Raw genomic sequence first — 20,317 nt, 5'->3', positions numbered from 1 at the left:
GGGCGGCCATGGAACGCCTGCTTGTCAATCTTCCACTGGTCGTCGTTCTCACCGGTATCTGCGTGATCGCGATGCTGGTGCCGACGGTCCATGCCATGGTGATCGGCGACAACCACGTGGCGCGGGCGTTCTTCTATTCCTTCCTGCTGTTCAGCGTCATCGTGGCGCTGGTCGGGGTCGCGACAACGGGTCTGAAGGTGCGCCGTCGCGCGCGCGGTTACCTGATCACGCTGGTGGCCGGCTTCACGCTTGTGCCGGCGGTTCTTGCGGTTCCGTTCTACGAGGCGTTGGGCACCACGACCTTCCCGCGGGCATGGTTCGAGATGGTATCGTCGATGACGACCACCGGCGCGACGCTGTATGACGCCGAGCGGCTGTCGGACACGCTGCATCTGTGGCGCGCGATGGTGGGCTGGATGGGCGGTTTCCTGGTCTGGGTCAGCGCGGTTGCGATCATCGCCCCCCTGAACCTGGGCGGCTTCGAGGTGCTGTCGGGCGAACAGATCGGCGAAGGCACAAGCCCTTCGGCGACCCAGATCACCCGCGTAGCCGACGGATCGGAACGCCTGGTGCGCTTTACCGCGCGGCTGGGGCCCATCTATGGCGGGCTGACCCTGGCGTTGTGGATCGGATTGCAGATGTCGGGCGAAACGTCGCTGGCCGCGATCTGCCGCGCCATGTCGACCATGGCCACCAGCGGCATCACCACCGGTCAGGGCGGTCAGGGGGGAATCGTCGGCGAAATGCTGATCTTCGTGTTCCTGATCTTCGCCGTCTCGCGGCTGACATTCTCGCGCGAGGGGCAGGGGCCGCGCCGGCTGTTGAACGATCCGGAAATCCAGATGGGTGCGTTTCTGGTGACCGCGCTGCCGCTGTTCCTGTTCCTGCGTCACTGGATCGGCGCGCTGGAAGTCGATGACGAGATGAGCCTGACCGCCTCGCTCCATGCCCTGTGGGGCGCCATGTTCACCACCCTGTCGTTCCTGACCACGACCGGCTTTGAAAGCCGCGCCTGGGAAGATGCGCAGGCCTGGTCGGGTTTGCAGACGCCGGGCCTCGTGTTGATGGGGCTTGCCCTGTTCGGCGGCGGCGTCGCGACCACCGCCGGGGGCGTCAAGCTGTTGCGCATCTATGCGCTCTACAAACACGGTGTGCGCGAGCTGGAAAAGCTGGTTCACCCGGCTTCGGTCGGCGGTGCGGGGACCACGGCGCGGCGGATGCGACGCAAGGGCGCCTATGTCGCCTGGGTGTTCTTCATGCTGTTCGCGGTCTCCATCGCCATCGGCATGCTGGCCTTTTCGCTGGCCGGCCAGCGGTTCGAGACGGCGATCGTGCTGACCATATCGGCCATAACCACCACCGGCCCGCTGCTGACCCTTGCCGTGGCCGAACCGTTCGAGCTTTCGGTGGCCAGCGGCGCGGTGCGCGCGATCTATTCGGTGTTCATGGTGCTCGGACGGCTCGAGGCGTTGGCCCTGATCGCGCTGCTGAACCCGGATTTCTGGCGCCGCTAGGCCACGGGGGGCGAAGCCATTTTGCAACGCCTTCGATTTCACCCTTTTATCTCGCCCCCAGCCGTTTCATAGTTGCCCGATATGCGAATGTCCGGACAGGGGTTCCGGACCAAGAATAAAGGTTTGGACCGAACGATGGCTGGCGACAGACAGAACTTGCAAGATGCGTTTTTGAATCATGTGCGTAAGACCAAGGTTCCGGTCACGATTTTCCTGATCAACGGTGTGAAGCTGCAGGGCGTCATCACCTGGTTCGACAACTTCTGCGTGTTGCTGCGCCGCGACGGCCAATCGCAACTTGTCTACAAGCATGCGATTTCCACCATCATGCCCTCGACCCCGATCAGCCTTTACGACGGCGAAGAATAATCATGGAGGAAACGGCCGTTCAGACGATGCGCGCCTGGGTGTTGCATCCCGATCTGAAATCGGACCGTGAGCGGCGCGAAGCCGGCGTTGCGCTGGACGAGGCGGTGTCGCTGGCCGCGGCGCTGCCGGATCTCGAGGTCGTCGGCAGCGATGTCGTCAGGCTCCCGAAACTTTTGCCCGGCATGTTGTTCGGCAAGGGGAAGATCGAGGAACTGAAGCAGAAGTTCGAGGCGGAAGAGGTTGGCCTGGTGCTGATCGACGGACCGGTGACACCGGTGCAGCAGCGCAATCTTGAAAAGGCGTGGAACGTCAAGCTGCTGGATCGCACCGGGCTGATCCTCGAGATCTTCTCGGACCGTGCGCGCACCCGCGAGGGCGTCTTGCAAGTCGAAATGGCCGCGCTGTCCTATCAGCGCACCCGCCTCGTGCGCGCTTGGACGCACCTTGAACGTCAGAGGGGCGGATTGGGGTTTGTCGGCGGTCCCGGCGAAACCCAGATCGAAGCCGACCGACGGGCCATCGACGACCAGATCGTGCGCCTGAAGAAACAACTGGCCAAGGTGGTGAAGACGCGCAAGCTGCACCGCGCCTCCCGCGACAAGGTGCCGTTCCCGATCGTCGCCCTGGTCGGTTACACCAATGCGGGGAAATCCACCCTGTTCAACCGCATGACCGGGGCAGAGGTCGTGGCCGAGGACATGTTGTTCGCCACGCTGGATCCGACGATGCGCGCGCTTGATCTGCCGACGATCACGGGCGGGGGCAAGCGGGTGATCCTGTCTGACACCGTGGGCTTCATATCATCGCTGCCGACCCAACTTGTCGCGGCGTTCCGCGCAACGCTTGAGGAAGTTCTGGCGGCGGACTTGATCCTGCACGTCCGCGACATCGCCCATGCGAACACCGAAGAACAGGCCGAAGACGTGCGCGGCATCCTCAAGGATCTGGGAATCGACCCCGAGGTTCCGATGTTCGAACTCTGGAACAAGATCGACGCGCTGCCGGCCGCGGATCGCGAAGCCCTGCAAACCCAGGCGGCACGGCGCGACGATGTGCTGGCCATCTCGGCACTGACCGGCGAAGGATTGGATGCCCTCCATGAGGCCATCGCCACCGCACTGGACGACGAACGCGCGCGCCGCACGCTGACCCTGGGGTTCGACGAGGGACGGAAACGCGCCTGGTTGCACGGTGAAAACGTGGTCGAGGCGGAACGTCAGACCGACGCAGGCTTTGAAATCGACGTCCACTGGACCCCGCGCCAGGAACAGGCCTTCCGCCTTCTCTGAACCGCCGCGCGAATCCGAAAGTCAGGATGCCTCCGGCGGGAGTATTTCGATCGGTAAGAAGCCACGGACATCATTTCTTACTGACGGAAATACTCCCGCCGGAGGCTCCCTTGCTGACCACGGGTCAGGCGTCAGCGGTTCGCCCGTCCGGTGAAACGTCCGGCATCTTCTGCCGCACGGCGAAGGGCCCGGGCCTTGTGGACCGTTTCCTGGTATTCCGCTTCCGGATCGCTGTCGAACACGACGCCGCCGCCGGATTGGATGTAGAGCGTTTCATCCTTCAGCACGGCGGTGCGCAGCGCGATGCACATGTCCATGTCGCCGTTGGCCGCGAAGTATCCGACACCGCCACCGTAGATGCCGCGCTTTTCCGGCTCGAGTTCGTCGATGATCTCCATCGCCCGCACCTTGGGGGCGCCCGAGACGGTGCCGGCGGGCAGGCCGGCCAGCAGCGCCGAAAGCGCGTCGTGTTCGTCGGACAATTCGCCCACCACGTTCGACACGATATGCATGACGTGGCTGTAGCGTTCGATGATGAATTCCTCGGTCGGGCGCACGGTGCCGATCTTTGACACGCGTCCCACGTCGTTGCGCCCCAGGTCGAGCAGCATCAGGTGTTCCGCCAGTTCCTTGGGATCGCCGATCAGGTCGGCTTCGTTGGCGCGGTCCTCTTCGGGGGTGGCGCCGCGGGGCCGGGTGCCGGCGATCGGCCGCACGGTGACCTCTCCGCCGAAGACACGCACCAGGATTTCGGGGCTGGCGCCGATCACCTGAAAGCCGCCGAAGTTGAAATAGAACATGAACGGCGAGGGGTTGGTGCGGCGCAGCGAGCGGTAGAGCGCGAAGGGGGGCAGCGTGAAGGGGGCCGCCCAACGCTGGCTTGGCACCACCTGGAATATGTCGCCCTGCACGATGTATTCCTTGGCCTTCGTGACGGCGGCAAGGTATTCGGCGTGGCCGAAGTTCGATGTCATCTCGACCGGGGCGGTGACATCGCCCAGATCGCGGCTGTCCTCGGCGGGCGGACGATCAAGATCGCGCAGCGCATCCATCACCCGTTCGGCGGCCTGGGCATAGGCGGCGCGCGCGGACAGGCCGCTTTCGGCCCAGGCGGGCGCGACGATCGTCACCTCGCCCTTGACGCCGTCCAGCACGGCCACGATGGACGGGCGCAGCATCATCGCATCGGGCAGGCCCAGCGGATCGGGGTTCACGTTGGGCAGATGTTCGACAAGCCGGATCATGTCATATCCGATGTATCCGAACAGTCCGGCGGCCGAGGCCGGCAGGTCGTCGGGCAGGTCGATCCGGCTTTCGGCGATCAGCGCGCGCAGGGTGTCCAGTGGCGTGCCGTCCAGAGGCTCGAACCCATCGGGATTGAACCGGGCCTGGCGGTTCAGGCGGCTTTCGGTGCCGCGACATTCCCAGATGACGTCGGGTTTCAGCCCGACCATGGAATACCGGCCCCGCACTTCGCCGCCGGTGACCGATTCCAGGATGAAGCTGTCGGACCGGCCGCCCGACAGTTTCAGCATCAGGGACACGGGCGTATCCAGGTCGGCGGCAAGACGGGCATAGACGACCTGGTTGTGACCGGCCTCGTACCCCCGCTGAAACGCTTCGAAATCGGGCAGGAATTGCATCGGTCTAGCCTTTGGACTCAGGGAAAGTTCGCGTGCACGGCGTTTATCGCCGCTTGGTCAAGCTGGATGCCTGCCTGGGTTTCGACGGCGCGGGTGAACGCCTCGGCCATGTCGCGGGCCAGGCTTTGTGCGGTCTGCGTCGCAAAGGCCTGGCGGATCTTCACCGCCTCGTCGGTGTCGGGATCGGGGGCGTCGATGGCATCGACGCGTAACAGGACCGCGCCGGTTTCATCGGTCAGCACGCGTGTTTCGCCCGGCTCCATCGCGAAGGCGGTGGTCACCATGTCGACGGGGGCGCCATCGATGAAGGCGTCGCGCAGGATCCCTTCGGCCGTGACGGGGGTGGCGGGGGCGGTGTCCATCGGTTGTCCGCCATCCACGTCGATCTTCAACGCTTCGGCCTGGGCGGTCAGCGCCCTGGCGGTTTCCGACCGTTCCCAGGCTTCGATCACCGCAACCTGGACATCGGCGAAGTCCTGAAGCTCGGGGGCGATGATTTCATCAAGGCGCAGCGCGAAGATGCCGCCATCAGTCAGCTGCGCGATCTCGGGAAAATCGCCGATCTCGGCCGAACGGGCCGCCTCGCGGAACTCGGTATATCCGGCGATGGGATCGTCGCTGGTGTCGCTCAGGATGATCTCGCCCAGCTCCAGCGGCGTCTCGCCGGCCACTTCCTCGAGAGTGGCGCCGCCGGCCAGAAGATCGTCAACCGGTTCGATCTGGTCCGAGACAAGCCGGCGCGCCGCACCGTCGGCGAATTCGTCCAGCAGGCCCTCGCGCGCTTCCTCGAAGGTGGTTTCCTGCGCCGTCAGGATCGCGTTGACGCGGAACAGGGCAGGGCCCAGATCGGTGGGCGCGGGGCCCGCGACACCGGGATCCTGCAGCGCGAAGACCGCATCGGCGGCCTGGCCCAGCTGGGCACGGGAAAGGTCGCCCAGATCGACATCATCGAGATCCAGTCCACGCTCGGCGATCAGATCGTCAAAGGTGATCTCGCCGCTCTCGATCCGCGCCTTGGCGGCGGCGGCGTCTTCTTCGGTTGCGAACACCAGCCGTTCGACCAGGCGGCGTTCGGGCTGCACGAATTCGTCGATCCGCGCCTCGTAAAGGGCGCGCAGGGCCTCTTCGTCAACCTCGACCTCGCCGGTCAGCATCTGTGGCGTGACCCAGGCATAGGTCAGGCGCCGGCGTTCGGGCAGGGAGAATTCATCGGGGTTGGCCGCGTAATAGGCGCGCAGGGCGGCTTCGTCGGGTTCGGGCAGCGGTGTTGCCAGGTCGTTGCGGCCAAGGCGCACATAGGTGATGTCGCGCGTTTCGCGGGCATAGCCGAACAGCGTGTCGGTGAACGTGGCGGGCGTTTCGACACCGGCCACCAGCGCGCCCTGCAGGACGGTGCGCGCGGTTTCGTCGCGAATGCCCTGCTCGAACTCCTCGACGTTCTGGCCGTTCTGGCGCAGCGCATAGGTATAGGCTTCGCGGTCGAAGCCGCCATCGAGGCTCTGGAAAGCGGGAATCCGCAAGACTTCGCGCTGCACCGCGGCGTCACCGACCGACAGGCCGATGCGCGCCGCCTCGTTTTCAAGCGCGGTGCTGGCGACGACCTGTTGCAGGACGGCGCGATCCAGACCGAAGGCCTGGGCCTGTGCGAAACTGAACTGCTGGCCTGTCTGGGCCGAGAGCGAGCGCAGTTCCTGTTGCACGGCCCGCGCATAGCGATCGACCGAAATCTCGGTGTCGCCGACACGACCGATGCTGCGGATGTTGCCGCCGAAGTTCACCGCGCCAAAGCCGGCAAGGCCGACAATCAGCAACAGCAGAATGATCCAGACGAAGACGTCCGAAGCCTTCTTTCCCTTGCTTTTGGCCATATCGTCTCCCTCCGACAGCATTTCCGGCGATGCCGGTCTGGCGAAACTCCTATGACAGGGCGTTCAGGGGGGCAAGGGCCAAGGCCGGTGATGGGGGCCGGGCTGTCAGGCGGCGAAACCCTTCAGCCGGTCGAACAGGGTTGCGATGCCGGTGCGATCGACATTGGCGAACGCGATCCTGAGCTGGCGCCGGCCATTCGAATCGCCGGCCGGAGTGAACATCGTGCCGGGCAGCAAAAGCACCCCGGCCTCCTGAACCAAACGTTGCGCAAGCGCGTCCGAGGCCAGGTCGAACGGGTGCCGGGCATAGGCGAAGTAGGCGCCGCATCCCAGCAGTTGCCAGCCCGGCAGCGTCTTGAAACCGGTTTCGATCGCCGCGCGCCGGTCCAGGATCTCGGCCCGCTCGCCGGCCAGCCACGAATCGAGATTGCGCAATCCCCACAGCGCCGCGTGCTGGCCCAGTTGCGCCGGACAGATCGTCACCGTGTCGAGGAACTTCTCGACCTGCGCAAGCCGCGCGGTCGAGGCGGTCAGTGCGCCGACGCGATGACCGGTCAGCCGGTAGGCCTTGGAAAACGAATAGAGCTGAATCAGCGTCTCGGCCCAGTCGGGATCGCGGAACAGATCGTGGGGTGCGCCATCGCGGCTGTGAAAGTCGCGGTATGTCTCGTCCAGCAACAGGGCCACGCCGCGCGACCGGGCCAGGTCATAGAAGGCGCGCACGGTGTCGGCCGGGTATTCCGTGCCGCCGGGATTGTTCGGCGTGACCAGAACGATGGCGCGGGTGCGCGGCGTGATCAGGGCGGCGCAGGCGTCGGGGTCGGGCAGCAGGCTGTCGCCGGTGGCCAGCGGGACGGTGCGTATGCCCGACATGTCGAGCCACATCTTGTGGTTGAAATACCACGGGGTCGGCACGATCACCTCGTCACCCGGCACGGCCAAGGTTGCGATCGCCGCCGCGAAGGCCTGGTTGCAGCCCGACGTGATCGCAACCTGGTCGGCAGACACCGCGCCGCCATAGGCGTTGGACCAGCGCGCCGCGACCTCGGCCCGCAGCGCAGGCAGGCCCAGCACGGGGCCATAGAGGTGGGCCTGGGGCAGGTTCACCACCAGATCGGCCATATGCGCGCGCATGTCGGGGTGCGGCTGATCGACCGGGGCGGCCTGGCTGACGTTGATCAGGGGGCGTTCGGCGGCAAAGGTGATCCCTTCGAGCCACCGTCGCGCCTCCATCACCGGGGGCGGAAAGGTGGCGGCCATGTTCGGGTTCAGGGACAGGGGCATCGTTTGCTCCGCAACACGTTGGAATGCCTCCTTCTGCCCGCTTTCACGCCGGAACGAAAGCCATGCCGCGCACCGGATCGGTCAGGGAATGATGCGGTTGTATTTCGTGCCCTTCAGCGTAGCACCCGCAAGCAGGCCCGCCTGACCGAACACCACGGCGATCACCGGCGACAGCTGGGTCGTGGTGTCGGCGCTGACATTGCCGCCCTGATCGTTGGCGACGTATTTGACATCCGCGCCCGCGGCCCAGCCCGGCGACGAGCGGAAGTTGAACAGCGCGTCGTTGGTCATGAAGAACAGGACATGCGCATATTGCTGCGCGCCGATCTGCAACCCGATGCTGGCCTGCGTCGCGGAATAGTAATCGATCGTCTGACCCGCCACCTGCAGGGCGCCGCGCCCATAGGAGCCGCCGATGCCCAATCCCGCCTCGGTGACCAGCGGCATGATCAGCATGCCGGCCGATTTGTCACGCAGATCCTGCGTGGCCGGAAACGAGGAATAGAGATAGTTGAGCGTGCTGGAGACGCGGGCATCGATGGTTTCGGACCCCCGGCTGCCCAGGCCGTTGGAACAGGCGCCAGTGAACACGAGCGCGGACCCTGCACCGGCGAGGATGCTGCGACGGGAATGGATTTTCATCGGGGTTTGCCCTTTTACTGCCAATTGCCTCGGAAATGACGGCCTTATGTGACCGTTCTGGCGAAAGCATACGCGCCGGGCGCGCCAATGTCACCCGTCAAGGGCGTCTATGGGCGGGCTTCTGCCGTGGAATTGGCGCGGGCCGAAAGAGGGGGCGCTGCCCCCGCGGGCGCTGCCCGCTCCCCCGGAGTATTTCGGGCAGGAAAAAGCCGGCCCGGGTCGGTCAGCGGGGGCCGTTCAAGGCGCGCGCGATGCGCGGCGCGTAATAGGTCAGGATGCCGTCGCAGCCCGCCCGTTTGAACGCTATCAGGGATTCCGCCATGGCCAGTTCGCCGTCGATCCAGCCTTGCCGCGCCGCCGCCTCGATCATCGCGTATTCGCCGCTGACCTGATAGGCGAAGGTGGGGGCGCCGAAGCGGTCCTTGACCCTGCGGCAGACGTCCAGATAGGGCATTCCGGGTTTGACCATCACCATGTCGGCGCCTTCCGTCAGGTCGCGTTCGACAAGGCGCAGCGCCTCGTCGGAATTGGCCGGATCCATCTGATAGGTCTTCTTGTCGCCGGTCAGCGCGCCCGACGCCCCGACCGCATCGCGGAACGGACCGTAGAAGGCCGAGGCGTATTTCGCGGCATAGGACATGATGGCGACGTTGGTGTGCCCCGCGCCTTCCAGCGCGGCGCGCATGGCGGCGATGCGCCCGTCCATCATGTCGGACGGGCCTAGGATGTCGGCGCCGGCATCGGCCTGGGCCAGCGCCATCTTGACCAGCGCGGCCACGGTTTCGTCGTTGACGATCACGCCGTCGCGCACGATGCCGTCATGCCCGTTGATGTTGTAGGGGTCCAGCGCCACGTCGGTCATCACCGCGATGTCCGGCACCGCGGCCTTGATCGCGCGGATCGCTGTGTTGGACAGGTTGTCGGGGCTGAACGCCTCTTCGCAAAGCTGGGTCTTGAGCGCGGGATCCGTATAGGGGAACAGGCAGATCGCCGGGATGCCCAGATCGGCCGCCTCGCGCGCCGCCTCGACCACCAGGTCGATCGACAGGCGTTCGACCCCCGGCATCGAATGGATCGCCTCGCGCTGGCCTTCGCCGTCGCGCACGAACACGGGCCAGATCAGATCGCCCGTGGACAGGGTATTCTCGCGCGCGAGGGCGCGCAGGGGGGCGCTGGCCTTCAGGCGGCGGAAACGGGCGGCGGGAAAGCGGGCTGTCGTCATCGGCTGGCCTCATGTCTTGTCGCCCTTGGGTGGCATGGATGCCGCGCGGCCTCAAGACCTGTCGTCGCGATGTGCTTCGCGTCTGGCAATTCGACCGCCCGCTGAGTAGGGTCGCGCCGATTGAACCGCAGGAGCCGCGCGTGAACTGGTATACGGCCGTTTTCGAACTCATCGACATGCGATCCTTCTCAAACCTGTGGTACTGGATCGCGCTGGCGGCCGTGTGGTCCACCGCGTCGCATTGGGTTCTGGGCGTGCCCTTCGACATGGTCACACGGGCGCGCCGGTTCGGCGGTCAGGCGCAGGAGGATCTGGAGATCCTGGCGCGCATCAACGTCAACCGGTTGATGTTCATCGCGCGGGTGTCGGGACTGGGGCTGGTTTCGCTGGTGTCGATGCTGCTGACCGTGCTGCTGATCCTTGGGTTCTGGTATGACGTCGAATTCGCCCAGGCGGTGGTGCTGATCGCCCTGCCGCTGACGGCGGTGGGGGCGCTGTCGATGTCGACGGCCCGCCTGATCGAGGTGCAGGGCAGCGCCGGCGAAGACCTGCAGCGCCGCCTGTCGCGCCATCGTCTGGTGGTGCAGTTGATCGGCATCTTGTCGATCTTTGTCACCGCCATGTGGGGGATGTATCAGAACCTGGATGTGGGGCCCCTGGGGGGTTGATGGCGTTTGGCGATTGACACCGCCGCCCCCGCCGTTACCTCAACCGCCATGTCAAAGCCCGCACATATCACAGTTTCCGGCGCACCCGAAGGGTTCGACGCGCATCTGATCGCCGCTGAACTGGCGAAATCCGACGGCGCCGTCATCCATGTCGCGCGCGACGACAAGCGGCTGGCGGCCATGCGCGCGGCGCTGGCGTTCTTTGCGCCCCAGGCCACGGTCCTGAGCTTTCCGGCGTGGGATTGCCTGCCCTATGACCGCGTGTCGCCCAACGCCGACATTTCCGCCACCCGCATGGCGACGCTGGCGGCGCTGGCCCACGGGGTGCCGGGCAAGTTCATCCTGCTGACCACGCTGAACGCCGCGACCCAGCGGGTGCCGCCGCGGGCCGTGCTGCGCGAGGCGGCGTTTGCCGCCCGCGTCGGATCGCGCATCGACGAGGCGGCGTTGCGCACGTTCTTGGTGCGCATGGGGTTCACCCAGGCGCCGACGGTGATGGAGCCGGGTGATTACGCGGTGCGTGGCGGCATCATCGACGTCTGGCCGCCGGGCGAAATCGGTCCGGTCCGGCTGGACCTGTTCGGCGATGTGCTGGACGGCGCGCGCCGGTTCGATCCGGCGACCCAGCGGACCACCGAAAAGCTGTCGGTGGTGGAACTGGCGCCGGTGTCCGAGGTCATCCTGGACGAGGCGGCGATCACCCGGTTTCGTCAGAATTACCGCATCGAATTCGGCGCAGCGGGCACCGACGATCCGCTGTACGAAGCGGTCAGCGCGGGGCGAAAGCACGCCGGCATCGAACACTGGCTGCCGTTCTTTCATGAAACGCTTGAGACGTTGTTCGATTACCTGCCGGGTGCCACCATCGCGCTGGACGATCAATCGACGGCGGCGCGTCTGGCGCGCTGGGACGGGATCGCCGATCAATACGACAACCGGCGCGAGGCGATGACGTCTAAGGCGCGGGTCGATTCCGTTTACAAGCCCGCGCCGCCGGGCCTGCTTTATCTGGACGACGCCGCCTGGGAGGCGGCGGTCGCCGCGCACCGGCGGTTGCAGTTGAACCCGCTGCCCCAGGCAACCGGGCCGGGTGTGATCGACGCGGGCGGGCGCATCGGGCGCAATTTCGCGCCCGAACGCCAGCAGGAAAACCTGAGCCTGTTCGGCGCCCTGGCCGACCATGTTCGCGCGCGCCGCCAGGACGGTCAGGTGGTGATCGCCAGCTATTCGGACGGCGCGCGCGAACGCCTGACCGGGTTGATCGAGGACGAGGGGATCAGCCAGGTCACGCCGATCAGCGATTTCCGCGATATTCCCGAGGGTTCGGGCGGCGTGTTCCTTGCCGTCTGGCCGCTGGATCACGGGTTCACCGGCGATGGGCTGACGGTGATTTCCGAACAGGACGTGCTGGGCGACCGACTGATCCGGTCGGCCAAGCGCAAGAAACGCGCCGACAATTTCCTGACCGAGGTGCAGAGCCTCAGCCCCGGCGATCTGATCGTGCATGTCGATCACGGGGTCGGGATCTATCAAGGGCTTGAGGTGGTGCAGGCGCTGGGGGCCGCCCACGAATGCATCCTGCTGGAATACGCAGGCGGTGACCGGCTGTATCTGCCGGTCGAGAACATCGAACTGCTGTCGCGCTATGGCCACGAGGAAGGCCTGCTGGACAAGTTGGGCGGTGGTGCGTGGCAGGCCAAGAAGGCCCGCCTGAAACAGCGCATCCGCGAGATTGCCGACCGCCTGATCCGGGTTGCCGCCGAACGCGCCCTGCGCAGTGCCCCGGTGATGGAGCCCGAGCCCCACGCCTGGGACGCCTTTGCCGCGCGCTTCCCCTACGCCGAGACGGACGATCAGCAGGCCGCGATCGACGACGTGTTGCACGACATGGCCGCCGGATCGCCCATGGACCGGCTGATCTGCGGCGATGTCGGCTTCGGCAAGACCGAGGTGGCGATGCGCGCCGCCTTTGTCGCCGCCATGTCGGGCGCGCAGGTGGCGGTGATCGCGCCCACGACCCTTCTGGCGCGCCAACACTACAAATCCTTCGCCGACCGGTTCCGCGGCTTTCCGGTCAATGTCCGGCCGCTGTCGCGGTTCGTTTCGGCCAAGGAGGCCAACCTGACGCGGCAGGGTCTGGCCGACGGGCAGGTGGATATCGTGATCGGCACCCACGCGCTGCTGGCAAAATCGGTGCGGTTCAAGAACCTCGGGTTGCTGGTGATCGACGAGGAACAGCATTTTGGCGTCAATCACAAGGAACGGCTGAAGCAGATGCGCAGCGACGTGCATGTGCTGACCCTGACGGCGACGCCGATTCCGCGCACGCTGCAACTGTCGCTGACCGGCGTGCGCGATCTGTCGATCATCGGCACGCCGCCCGTCGACCGCTTGGCGATCCGCACCTATGTGTCCGAGTTCGACAGCCTGACCCTGCGCGAGGCGCTGTTGCGCGAACATTACCGCGGCGGGCAGAGCTTTGTCGTGGTGCCGCGCATTTCCGACATGCCCGAGATGGAGGCTTTCCTGACCGATCACGTCCCCGAGGTCAGTTTCGTCACCGCCACGGGGCAAATGGCGGCGGGTGATCTGGATGACCGGATGAACGCCTTCTACGACGGGAAATACGATGTATTGCTGGCAACGACAATCGTGGAATCCGGGCTGGATATTCCCACGGCCAACACGATGATCGTCCACCGCGCCGACATGTTCGGTCTGTCGCAGCTCTATCAGATCCGCGGCCGGGTCGGGCGGTCGAAAACCCGCGCCTATGCCTATCTGACGACGAAACCACGGGTGAGATTGACGCCAAGCGCCGAAAAACGTCTGCGTGTTCTGGGATCGCTGGATTCGCTGGGCGCCGGTTTCACGCTGGCGTCACAAGATCTGGACATCCGCGGTGCCGGCAACCTGGTGGGCGAGGAGCAATCCGGCCAGGTGCGCGAGGTCGGATACGAGTTGTATCAGTCGATGCTGGAAGAGGCGATCGCCAAGATCCGCTCGGGCGAACTCGAGGGGTTGCTGGATGCGTCCGAGGACCAGTGGGCACCGCAGATCAACCTGGGCGTGCCGGTGCTGATCCCCGAAGACTACGTGCCCGACCTGGACGTGCGGCTGGGCCTCTATCGCCGGCTGTCCACGCTGAGCAGCAAGGTTGAGCTGGAAGGGTTTGCCGCCGAACTGATCGACCGCTTCGGCAAACTGCCGCGCGAGGTGAACACCCTGCTGCTGGTCGTGCGGATCAAGGCGGAATGCAAGCGCGCCGGCATCGCCAAGCTGGACGCCGGGCCGAAGGGTGCGACCATCGCGTTTCACAACGACAAGTTCGCCAACCCCGCAGGTCTGGTGGCCTTCATCACCGACCAGAAGGGTCAGGCCAAGGTCAAGGGCAACAAGATCGTCGTGCTGCGCGACTGGACCAAGACCGCGGACCGCATCAAGGGCGCCTTCGCGATCTGTCAGGATCTGGCCCGCCATGTGCGCGACGCGCAGCCAGCGAAGACCTGAGGGCGCAAAGAAAAACGGGCAGGTCCGGTCGTGGACTGCCCGTTTCGATAGTGTGAAGATTTGCGGGACGTGGCCGGCTCAGGCACCGTAAACGGCGCGGTGCGCGATTTGCCGGGCGTCGCCCTGGTAGATGTTAAGATCCAGTGCAATGTCGTTCGGAAGCCGCGAAAGTTCGGCCACTGTGCGCCGATAGGCGAGGCGCTGGCGGATGGCGGTGCGGATCTGGTCGAAAAATGTCATCGTGGCGGTCCTTGGTTTGTGGTGCGGGATCATCCCCGTGGCCCACAGATGGTTGCCGCGGCACACCCCAACAACGCACGAAAACCGATGCCCGCCATGCGTTCGCTGCATGGTGCGGGCGATGCGGCTGCTGCCGGTGGCACAAAAAAAACCGGAAAAAACGGGACTTTCTTGGAACGCACGGGACGCCGCACGTGTTGGGGGCACAAATGTAACATCCGAAAGGAAACGACATGAAACTGATCACCGCATCCGCACTGGCCCTGAGCATCGTTGCAACCCCGGTTCTTGCCGACAATCACACCACGGCTGCCGCCACGCCGATGGAAACCGGCACCACCAGTGCCGACCTGATGGGCATGCGCGACATGCTGATCCGCACCCGCGACATTACCGGCGGTGAAGTCTATACCATGAACGAGGCCGACGACGAAGGCTGGGACGACGCCAACGGTTATGGCGCGATCGACTCCAACTGGAACGAGATCGGCGAGATCGAGGATATCGTCCTGTCGCGCGACGGCCAGATGAAGGGCATCGTGGCCGAGGTCGGTGGTTTCCTCGACATCGGTGACAAGCACGTCATGATCGCTCTGGACGATGTGCGTCTGGTCGCCACCGACGACAAGACCTACTCCTTCGTGACCCGGCTGAGCGAAGAGCAACTGGAGCAGATGGAAGGCGTCGACGAAGGCTTCTGGGACTGATTTCCAACATTCCGAGGATCGGGAGGCTCAGTGGCTTAGCCGACGCCTCGCGATCCGAAACACGCAAAGGCCCCGGCAGCATGACTGCCGGGGCTTTTTTGCTGTTCGGTCGTCGGACCAGAAACGTCGGAATCTGTCGGAACGTCGGACAGTTTCCGCGACTGAATGCCGTACCAGTTTCTCTTGGGCAGATTCCCGGAAACGAAAGCGCCCGCCGAGTGCGATCTCGGCGGGCGTCGCAGTCTCGCAAGTGCCCGCGTATTTTGGTAGTCTCGGGCGCTTTTGCCGGTTTCAGCCGGGGTGATCGGTCAGATCAGCTTGCCCATGGCCACGGCAGTGTCCGCCATCCGGTTCGAGAAGCCCCATTCGTTGTCATACCACGTCAGGATCCGGCACATATTGCCTTCCATCACGCGGGTCTGTTCGGTGTGGAAGATCGACGAATGGGGATCGTGGTTGAAATCGCTCGAAACCAGCTTTTCATCGGTATAGCCAAGAACGCCTTTCAGGCGGCCGTCGGCGGCGCTGCGGATCGCCTCGTTGATTTCCTCGACCGTGGTGTCGCGGGCGGCTTCGAACGTCAGGTCGACGACCGAAACGTTCGGGGTCGGCACCCGGATGGCCACACCATCGAGCTTGCCCGCCAGTTCGGGCAGAACAAGACCCACGGCCTTGGCGGCACCGGTCGAGGTCGGGATCATCGACAAGGCCGCGGCGCGGGCGCGATACAGATCCTTGTGCATCGTGTCCAATGTCGGCTGATCGCCGGTATAGCTGTGGATCGTCGTCATGAACCCCTTCTTGATGCCGATCGCGTCGTTCAGCACCTGCGCGACGGGCGACAGGCAGTTGGTGGTGCAGGACGCGTTCGAGACGACGATATCGTCCTTGGTCAGCACGTCGTCGTTGACGCCGAAAACGATGGTCTTGTCGGCGTCCGTGCCGGGGGCCGAGATCAGGACACGCTTGGATCCGTTCTCGAGATGCGCCTGGCACTTGTCCTTCGAGGTGAAGATGCCTGTGCATTCCAGAACGACATCGACATCGCCCCAGGGCAGGTCGGCGGGGTTGCGGATCGCCGTCACTTCCATCGGCCCGCGGCCGACATCAATGGTGGTTTCGGTCGTCGTCACCTGTGCGGGAAAGCGGCCGTGCACCGAATCATAGCGCAGCAGGTGTGCGTTGGTTTCCACCGGGCCCAGATCGTTGATCGCGACAACCTCGATGTCGGTTCGCCCGGATTCGATGATGGCGCGCAGCACGTTGCGCCCGATGCGCCCGAATCCGTTGATCGCTACCTTGACTGTCATCTCTCACGTCTCCTTGCCGAAGGGGTCGCGCCACGCGGCACCATGCCCCGTCCGCGCCTTGTCTTGTCCCCGGCCAACATGAGAATTTCGCGCCAAAGGTCAACCGCAGGTGCAGACCGTCAGCGCCAGAATGCGATGTATTCGACCAGACGCGCGAATTGTCGCGCCAGAAAGATCAGCATTCCCGATCCGGTCGCCAGGTCGTAGCCGATGAAACACAGGATCAGAAAGCCCAGCCAGAGGGCGATGGCATTGGTCATTCCGAAGGCTCCATGGGGGCGGATGTCGGGAAATCCTGACAGAGCATGGCGCGGCGCGAAAGTCCGCGCGAGGCGGAAGCCGGCGGACGTTGCAGTTTCGACGCGGATGCTGTTGGCTCGACCGGTTCGAACGGGGTGCAAAAGGGTCAGGCGATGAGGGATTTCTGTGGCTTTCTGGGCCGGTGTCTGTTGGCGGCGCTGTTTCTGGCGGGGGCCGTGCAGAAGGCGGCCGATCCGGGGCCGGCGATGGCACTTCTGGGCGAACGCGGGTTGCCCGAAGCGCTGATCTGGCCGGCTCTGGCGTTCAACGCCGCGCTGGCCCTTGCGTTGCTGTTGGGGTGGCGGCTGACGCCTGTGGCGTTGGGCGCCGCCGTCTATTGCATGGTCACCAGCGTGTTCCACTGGATACCCGACGATCCATGGCAGATGTCGATCTTCGTCAAGAACTGGGCGATTGCCGGCGGGTTCCTGACGTTGGCCGCGCAGGGCGGCGGGCGCTGGCGGATCGGGTCGGACCGTCCCTGACCCATGTGCGCCCGGACCTCGGCGGCCCGGGCGCGATACGGATCATCCCAGAAGGTCGCGGACTTTCTGCGCCGTTGCTTCGGCGGTGATGCCGAACTTCTCGAACAGCTCTTCCGCGGGGCCGGAGGCGCCGAAATCGTGCATGCCGATGAAGCCGGCCTTCTCGCGCTTGCCGCGCTCGCCGAACAGCCAGCGGTCCCAGCCGAACCGAACCGCCGCCTCGACGGCGACGCGGACCGGGCCGGCAGGCAGAACCTTGCGGCGGTATGCCTCGTCCTGCTGTTCGAAAAGCTCCCAGCAGGGCATCGACACGACACGGGTGCCGATGCCTTCGGCTTCCAGGATGTCACGGGCGGCCAGGGCCACGGACACTTCCGAACCGGTCGCCATGAGGATCGCGCGCCGCTTTTCTTCGGCGTCGCGCAGCACATACGCGCCCTGGGCGGTCAGGTTCCTGGTCTTGTGGTCCAGACGCACCGTCGGCAGCCCCTGACGGCTGAGCGCGAGGACCGATGGGGTGGTGTCGCTGCTCAGCGCGATTTCCCAGGCTTCCGCCGTCTCGATGGTGTCGGCGGGGCGGAACACGTTCATGTTCGGCGTCGCGCGCAGCATGGCCAGGTGTTCGACCGGCTGGTGTGTCGGGCCGTCTTCGCCCAGACCGATGGAATCGTGGGTCATGACATAAACCACGGGGGCCTTCATCAGCGCCGACAACCGCATGGCACCGCGCGCGTAATCGGTGAAGCACATGAAGGTGCCGCCATAGGGGCGCACACCACCGTGCAGCGCCAGGCCGTTCATCGCCGCCGCCATGCCGTGTTCGCGGATGCCATAATGGATATAACGGCCCTTGCGGTCTTCGGGGCTGAAGACGCCGAGATCGGCCGTCAGGGTGTTGTTCGAACCGGTCAGGTCGGCCGAGCCGCCGATGGTTTCCGGCATGATCGGGTTCACGACCTCAAGCACCATCTCCGACGATTTGCGTGTGGCGACCTTGGGCGCGCTTTCGCTGACCTGTTTTTTCAGGGCGCGGATCGTCGCGGTCAGCTTCTTGGGCGCTTCCATCGCGAACATGCGGTTGAACAGCGCCTGCTTGTTGTCCGACAGGTCGGCCAGCCGCTGTTCCCATTCGGTGCGGGCGGTGGCACCGCGGGCGCCGACCTGTTCCCACCACGATTTGATCTCGGCCGGGATTTCGAAGGCCGGGGCGTCCCAGCCATAGACCTTGCGCACATCGGCGATCAGATCGGCATCGGTCAGTGCACCGTGGCCCTTGGCGGTGTCCTGTGCCGACGATCCCAACGCGATATGCGTCTTGCAGGCGATCATCGACGGCTGGCCGGTCACTGCCTTGGCGGCCGTGATCGCGGCATCGATGGCCTCGGGGTCGTGGCCGTCACATTCCTGCACGTGCCAGCCCGAGGCGGCGAAACGCTGAAGCTGATCGGTGCGATCGGCGATCGACACCTTGCCGTCGATGGTGATGTCGTTGTTGTCCCAGAACACGATCAGGTTGCCGAGGCCCTGACGCCCGGCCAGGGCGATTGCCTCCTGGCTGACGCCTTCCATCAGACAGCCGTCGCCGGCCATGACCCAGGTGCGGTGATCGACGATCTTCTTGCCGAATCGCGCGCGCAGGGCTTCTTCGGCGATGGCGAAACCGACGGAATTGGCGATGCCCTGACCCAGCGGGCCGGTCGTCACCTCGATCCCCTTGGCGTGGCCGTATTCGGGGTGGCCGGCGGTCTTCGATCCCCACTGGCGGAAATTCCTGATCTCCTCGATCGTCATGTCGGCGTAGCCGGTCAGGTGCAGCAACCCGTATAGCAGCATCGAGCCATGGCCGGCCGACAGGATGAAGCGGTCGCGGTCGGCCCAGTCGGGCGCCGAGGCATCGAACTTCAGATGGCGCGAGAACAGCACGGTGGCGACATCCGCCATGCCCATGGGCATCCCCGAATGGCCCGAATTCGCGGCGGCCACGGCATCGAGTGTCAGTATCCGCAAGGCAGCGGCGCGCATCCAGTGATCGGGGTCGCGTTCGCGCAGGGTGGCGATATCCATGGTCGTGATCCTTTGGCTGATCCGGGTTGCAAGCGGTGATAGCAGGACAGCGGCCAAGATCAAGCGCGCGCAGTGCCGCCGGTGTGCGGTTAGGGGGCTGAAATCGGCTTTGACTTGGGTTTAAATGGTGCAAATGCCGGGTCTTTTGATTCGTCGGAATATTCCGGCATGGCCCCCCGCAGAGTGAGGACAGGTTGAAGATGAACGATTTGACCGAGTTGGAGCGCCGGGTTTCCGCCGCGCTGGACCGGATCGCCACCCATGTCGATCAGCTGGAACGTGCCCAACCCGCACCCGAGCCCGAACCGGAATCCGACCTGCCTCCGGCTGCCGAACTGATGGCCGACCTCGAAGCCGAGCGGGCGGTGACCGCCCAACTGGAAGAACGGGTGCGCGCGATCCGCGACAAGCAGGACAACCAGGTCGGCATCCTGCAATCCGACCTGTCGCTGGCCCGTGACCGGATCGCGCAGCTGGAAACCGAAAACGCCGCCCTGCGCGACGATGCGACAGCGGCCGTCGCAAAGAAGGACGACAGCGGCGGTGACGACACCGAAAAGCTGCGCGAGGAACTTGAAACCCTGCGCGCCGAGCGTAAGGCCGAACGCGCAGAACTGAACGCGCTGCTGAGCGCGTTGAAACCCATCGTCGAGGAAACCGCCAATGTCTGAGATCAAGATCACCGTCGGCGGTCGCGTCTTTGACGTGGCCTGCCAGGAGGGCGAAGAACATTACCTGCAAGCCGCCGCCAAGATGCTGGACATCGAGGCATCGGCGCTGGTCGGCCAGATCGGCCGTCTGCCCGAAGCGCGGATGTTGCTGATGGCCGGCCTGATGCTGGCCGACAAGACGGCGGGCATGGAGGAACAGGTGCGCGCCGGCGAACAGCAGATCCGCGCGCTGCAGACCCAGCTGGCCCAGGCCGGGGCCGAGATCGAGGCGCTGCGCAACGCACCACCGCCCGAAGCGGAACGCGTCGAGGTGCCGGTGATCCCGTCCTCGGTTATCGACACCCTTGCCGAAATGGCCGCCCGCGCCGAAAGCATCGCCGAAAGCGTCGAGGAAAAAGCCCGCGCCTGACCGACGCCAGACGACAGGCTGGGGAGGCGGCGGCAAGGCGGCGCGCGAGAAAGGAAAAACACCTGTCACGCGAGACGTGACAGGTGTTTGACTATTTCAAACCGCGGGCGCCGGGCGCTTCA

Annotated in this window: 18 protein-coding genes; 9 read left to right on the top strand and 9 right to left on the bottom strand. The window is 65.1% G+C overall.

Annotated elements, in window-relative coordinates; all coding sequences use genetic code 11:
* The first annotated feature begins 8 nt into the window (after window positions 1-8).
* The 3 genes from CFP68_RS01065 (at window position 9) to hflX (ending at window position 3,172) form a co-directional block, all read left to right on the top strand.
* Window positions 9-1,514: a potassium transporter TrkG gene (locus CFP68_RS01065; RefSeq protein WP_099823560.1), complete on the top strand. Its 1,506-nt coding sequence runs from the start codon at window positions 9-11 to the stop codon at window positions 1,512-1,514.
* Window positions 1,515-1,649: 135 nt separating this feature from the next.
* Window positions 1,650-1,883: an RNA chaperone Hfq gene (gene hfq, locus CFP68_RS01060; RefSeq protein ID WP_099823557.1), complete on the top strand. Its 234-nt coding sequence runs from the start codon at window positions 1,650-1,652 to the stop codon at window positions 1,881-1,883.
* Window positions 1,884-1,885: 2 nt separating this feature from the next.
* A complete protein-coding gene (gene hflX, locus CFP68_RS01055; protein WP_241523901.1) occupies window positions 1,886-3,172 on the top strand; it encodes a GTPase HflX in 1,287 nt (428 codons plus the stop codon).
* Between the two features lie 131 nt (window positions 3,173-3,303).
* Here hflX and trpE read toward each other — a convergent pair whose 3' ends face one another.
* The 5 genes from trpE to hemB form a co-directional block, all read right to left on the bottom strand.
* Complete coding sequence (trpE, locus tag CFP68_RS01050) at window positions 3,304-4,815, bottom strand: anthranilate synthase component I (protein ID WP_099823555.1); 1,512 nt, start codon at window positions 4,813-4,815, stop codon at window positions 3,304-3,306.
* 17 nt (window positions 4,816-4,832) lie between these two features.
* The gene (locus tag CFP68_RS01045; protein WP_099824156.1) at window positions 4,833-6,683 is read right to left on the bottom strand and encodes a peptidylprolyl isomerase; all 1,851 of its coding nucleotides are present in this window, start codon (window positions 6,681-6,683) and stop codon (window positions 4,833-4,835) included.
* A gap of 105 nt (window positions 6,684-6,788) precedes the next feature.
* Entirely contained in the window at window positions 6,789-7,967 is a 1,179-nt protein-coding gene (locus CFP68_RS01040; RefSeq protein ID WP_099823553.1) for an aminotransferase, read from the bottom strand.
* An 81-nt stretch (window positions 7,968-8,048) separates the two neighbouring features.
* The gene (locus CFP68_RS01035) at window positions 8,049-8,609 is read right to left on the bottom strand and encodes a lipid-binding SYLF domain-containing protein (protein WP_099823551.1); all 561 of its coding nucleotides are present in this window, start codon (window positions 8,607-8,609) and stop codon (window positions 8,049-8,051) included.
* Between the two features lie 223 nt (window positions 8,610-8,832).
* Window positions 8,833-9,831, bottom strand: a complete 999-nt coding sequence (hemB, locus tag CFP68_RS01030) for a porphobilinogen synthase (RefSeq protein ID WP_099823549.1) — start codon at window positions 9,829-9,831, stop codon at window positions 8,833-8,835.
* Window positions 9,832-9,971: 140 nt separating this feature from the next.
* On the opposite strand from hemB, the gene CFP68_RS01025 reads away from it, so the two are divergent.
* Together CFP68_RS01025 and mfd are read left to right on the top strand one after the other, a co-directional pair.
* A complete protein-coding gene (locus CFP68_RS01025; RefSeq protein WP_099824154.1) occupies window positions 9,972-10,499 on the top strand; it encodes a component of SufBCD complex in 528 nt (175 codons plus the stop codon).
* A gap of 48 nt (window positions 10,500-10,547) precedes the next feature.
* Complete coding sequence (gene mfd, locus CFP68_RS01020) at window positions 10,548-14,009, top strand: transcription-repair coupling factor (RefSeq protein ID WP_099823546.1); 3,462 nt, start codon at window positions 10,548-10,550, stop codon at window positions 14,007-14,009.
* 78 nt (window positions 14,010-14,087) lie between these two features.
* Here mfd and CFP68_RS18170 read toward each other — a convergent pair whose 3' ends face one another.
* A complete protein-coding gene (locus CFP68_RS18170) occupies window positions 14,088-14,249 on the bottom strand; it encodes a YjiS-like domain-containing protein (RefSeq protein WP_145953374.1) in 162 nt (53 codons plus the stop codon).
* Window positions 14,250-14,482: 233 nt separating this feature from the next.
* Between CFP68_RS18170 and CFP68_RS01015 the strand changes: the two genes are divergently transcribed.
* Complete coding sequence (locus tag CFP68_RS01015) at window positions 14,483-14,956, top strand: PRC-barrel domain-containing protein (RefSeq protein WP_099823543.1); 474 nt, start codon at window positions 14,483-14,485, stop codon at window positions 14,954-14,956.
* 308 nt (window positions 14,957-15,264) lie between these two features.
* Here the strand turns inward: CFP68_RS01015 and gap are convergent, their stop codons facing one another.
* Together gap and CFP68_RS18165 are read right to left on the bottom strand one after the other, a co-directional pair.
* Entirely contained in the window at window positions 15,265-16,266 is a 1,002-nt protein-coding gene (gap, locus tag CFP68_RS01010; protein ID WP_099823540.1) for a type I glyceraldehyde-3-phosphate dehydrogenase, read from the bottom strand.
* A 119-nt stretch (window positions 16,267-16,385) separates the two neighbouring features.
* Complete coding sequence (locus CFP68_RS18165) at window positions 16,386-16,526, bottom strand: hypothetical protein (protein WP_099823538.1); 141 nt, start codon at window positions 16,524-16,526, stop codon at window positions 16,386-16,388.
* Between the two features lie 153 nt (window positions 16,527-16,679).
* On the opposite strand from CFP68_RS18165, the gene CFP68_RS01000 reads away from it, so the two are divergent.
* The gene (locus CFP68_RS01000) at window positions 16,680-17,051 is read left to right on the top strand and encodes a DoxX family protein (protein ID WP_099824152.1); all 372 of its coding nucleotides are present in this window, start codon (window positions 16,680-16,682) and stop codon (window positions 17,049-17,051) included.
* A 42-nt stretch (window positions 17,052-17,093) separates the two neighbouring features.
* Here the strand turns inward: CFP68_RS01000 and tkt are convergent, their stop codons facing one another.
* A complete protein-coding gene (gene tkt, locus CFP68_RS00995; protein ID WP_099823535.1) occupies window positions 17,094-19,115 on the bottom strand; it encodes a transketolase in 2,022 nt (673 codons plus the stop codon).
* A 200-nt stretch (window positions 19,116-19,315) separates the two neighbouring features.
* Here tkt and CFP68_RS00990 point away from each other — a divergent pair, with 200 nt between their 5' ends.
* Together CFP68_RS00990 and CFP68_RS00985 are read left to right on the top strand one after the other, a co-directional pair.
* On the top strand, window positions 19,316-19,786 hold the full coding sequence (locus CFP68_RS00990) for a hypothetical protein (RefSeq protein WP_145953373.1): 471 nt from the start codon (window positions 19,316-19,318) through the stop codon (window positions 19,784-19,786).
* The gene (locus CFP68_RS00985; RefSeq protein ID WP_099823530.1) at window positions 19,779-20,195 is read left to right on the top strand and encodes a cell division protein ZapA; all 417 of its coding nucleotides are present in this window, start codon (window positions 19,779-19,781) and stop codon (window positions 20,193-20,195) included. The genes CFP68_RS00990 and CFP68_RS00985 overlap by 8 nt, the downstream gene beginning before the upstream one ends.
* The last annotated feature ends 122 nt before the right edge of the window (window positions 20,196-20,317 follow it).

Origin of the sequence: Oceaniglobus indicus (assembly GCF_002751875.1) — a bacterium.
GTDB lineage: Bacteria > Pseudomonadota > Alphaproteobacteria > Rhodobacterales > Rhodobacteraceae > Oceaniglobus > Oceaniglobus indicus.
Note: the sequence above shows the minus strand (reverse complement) of the source record. Positions and strands in the feature narration are given on the sequence as shown.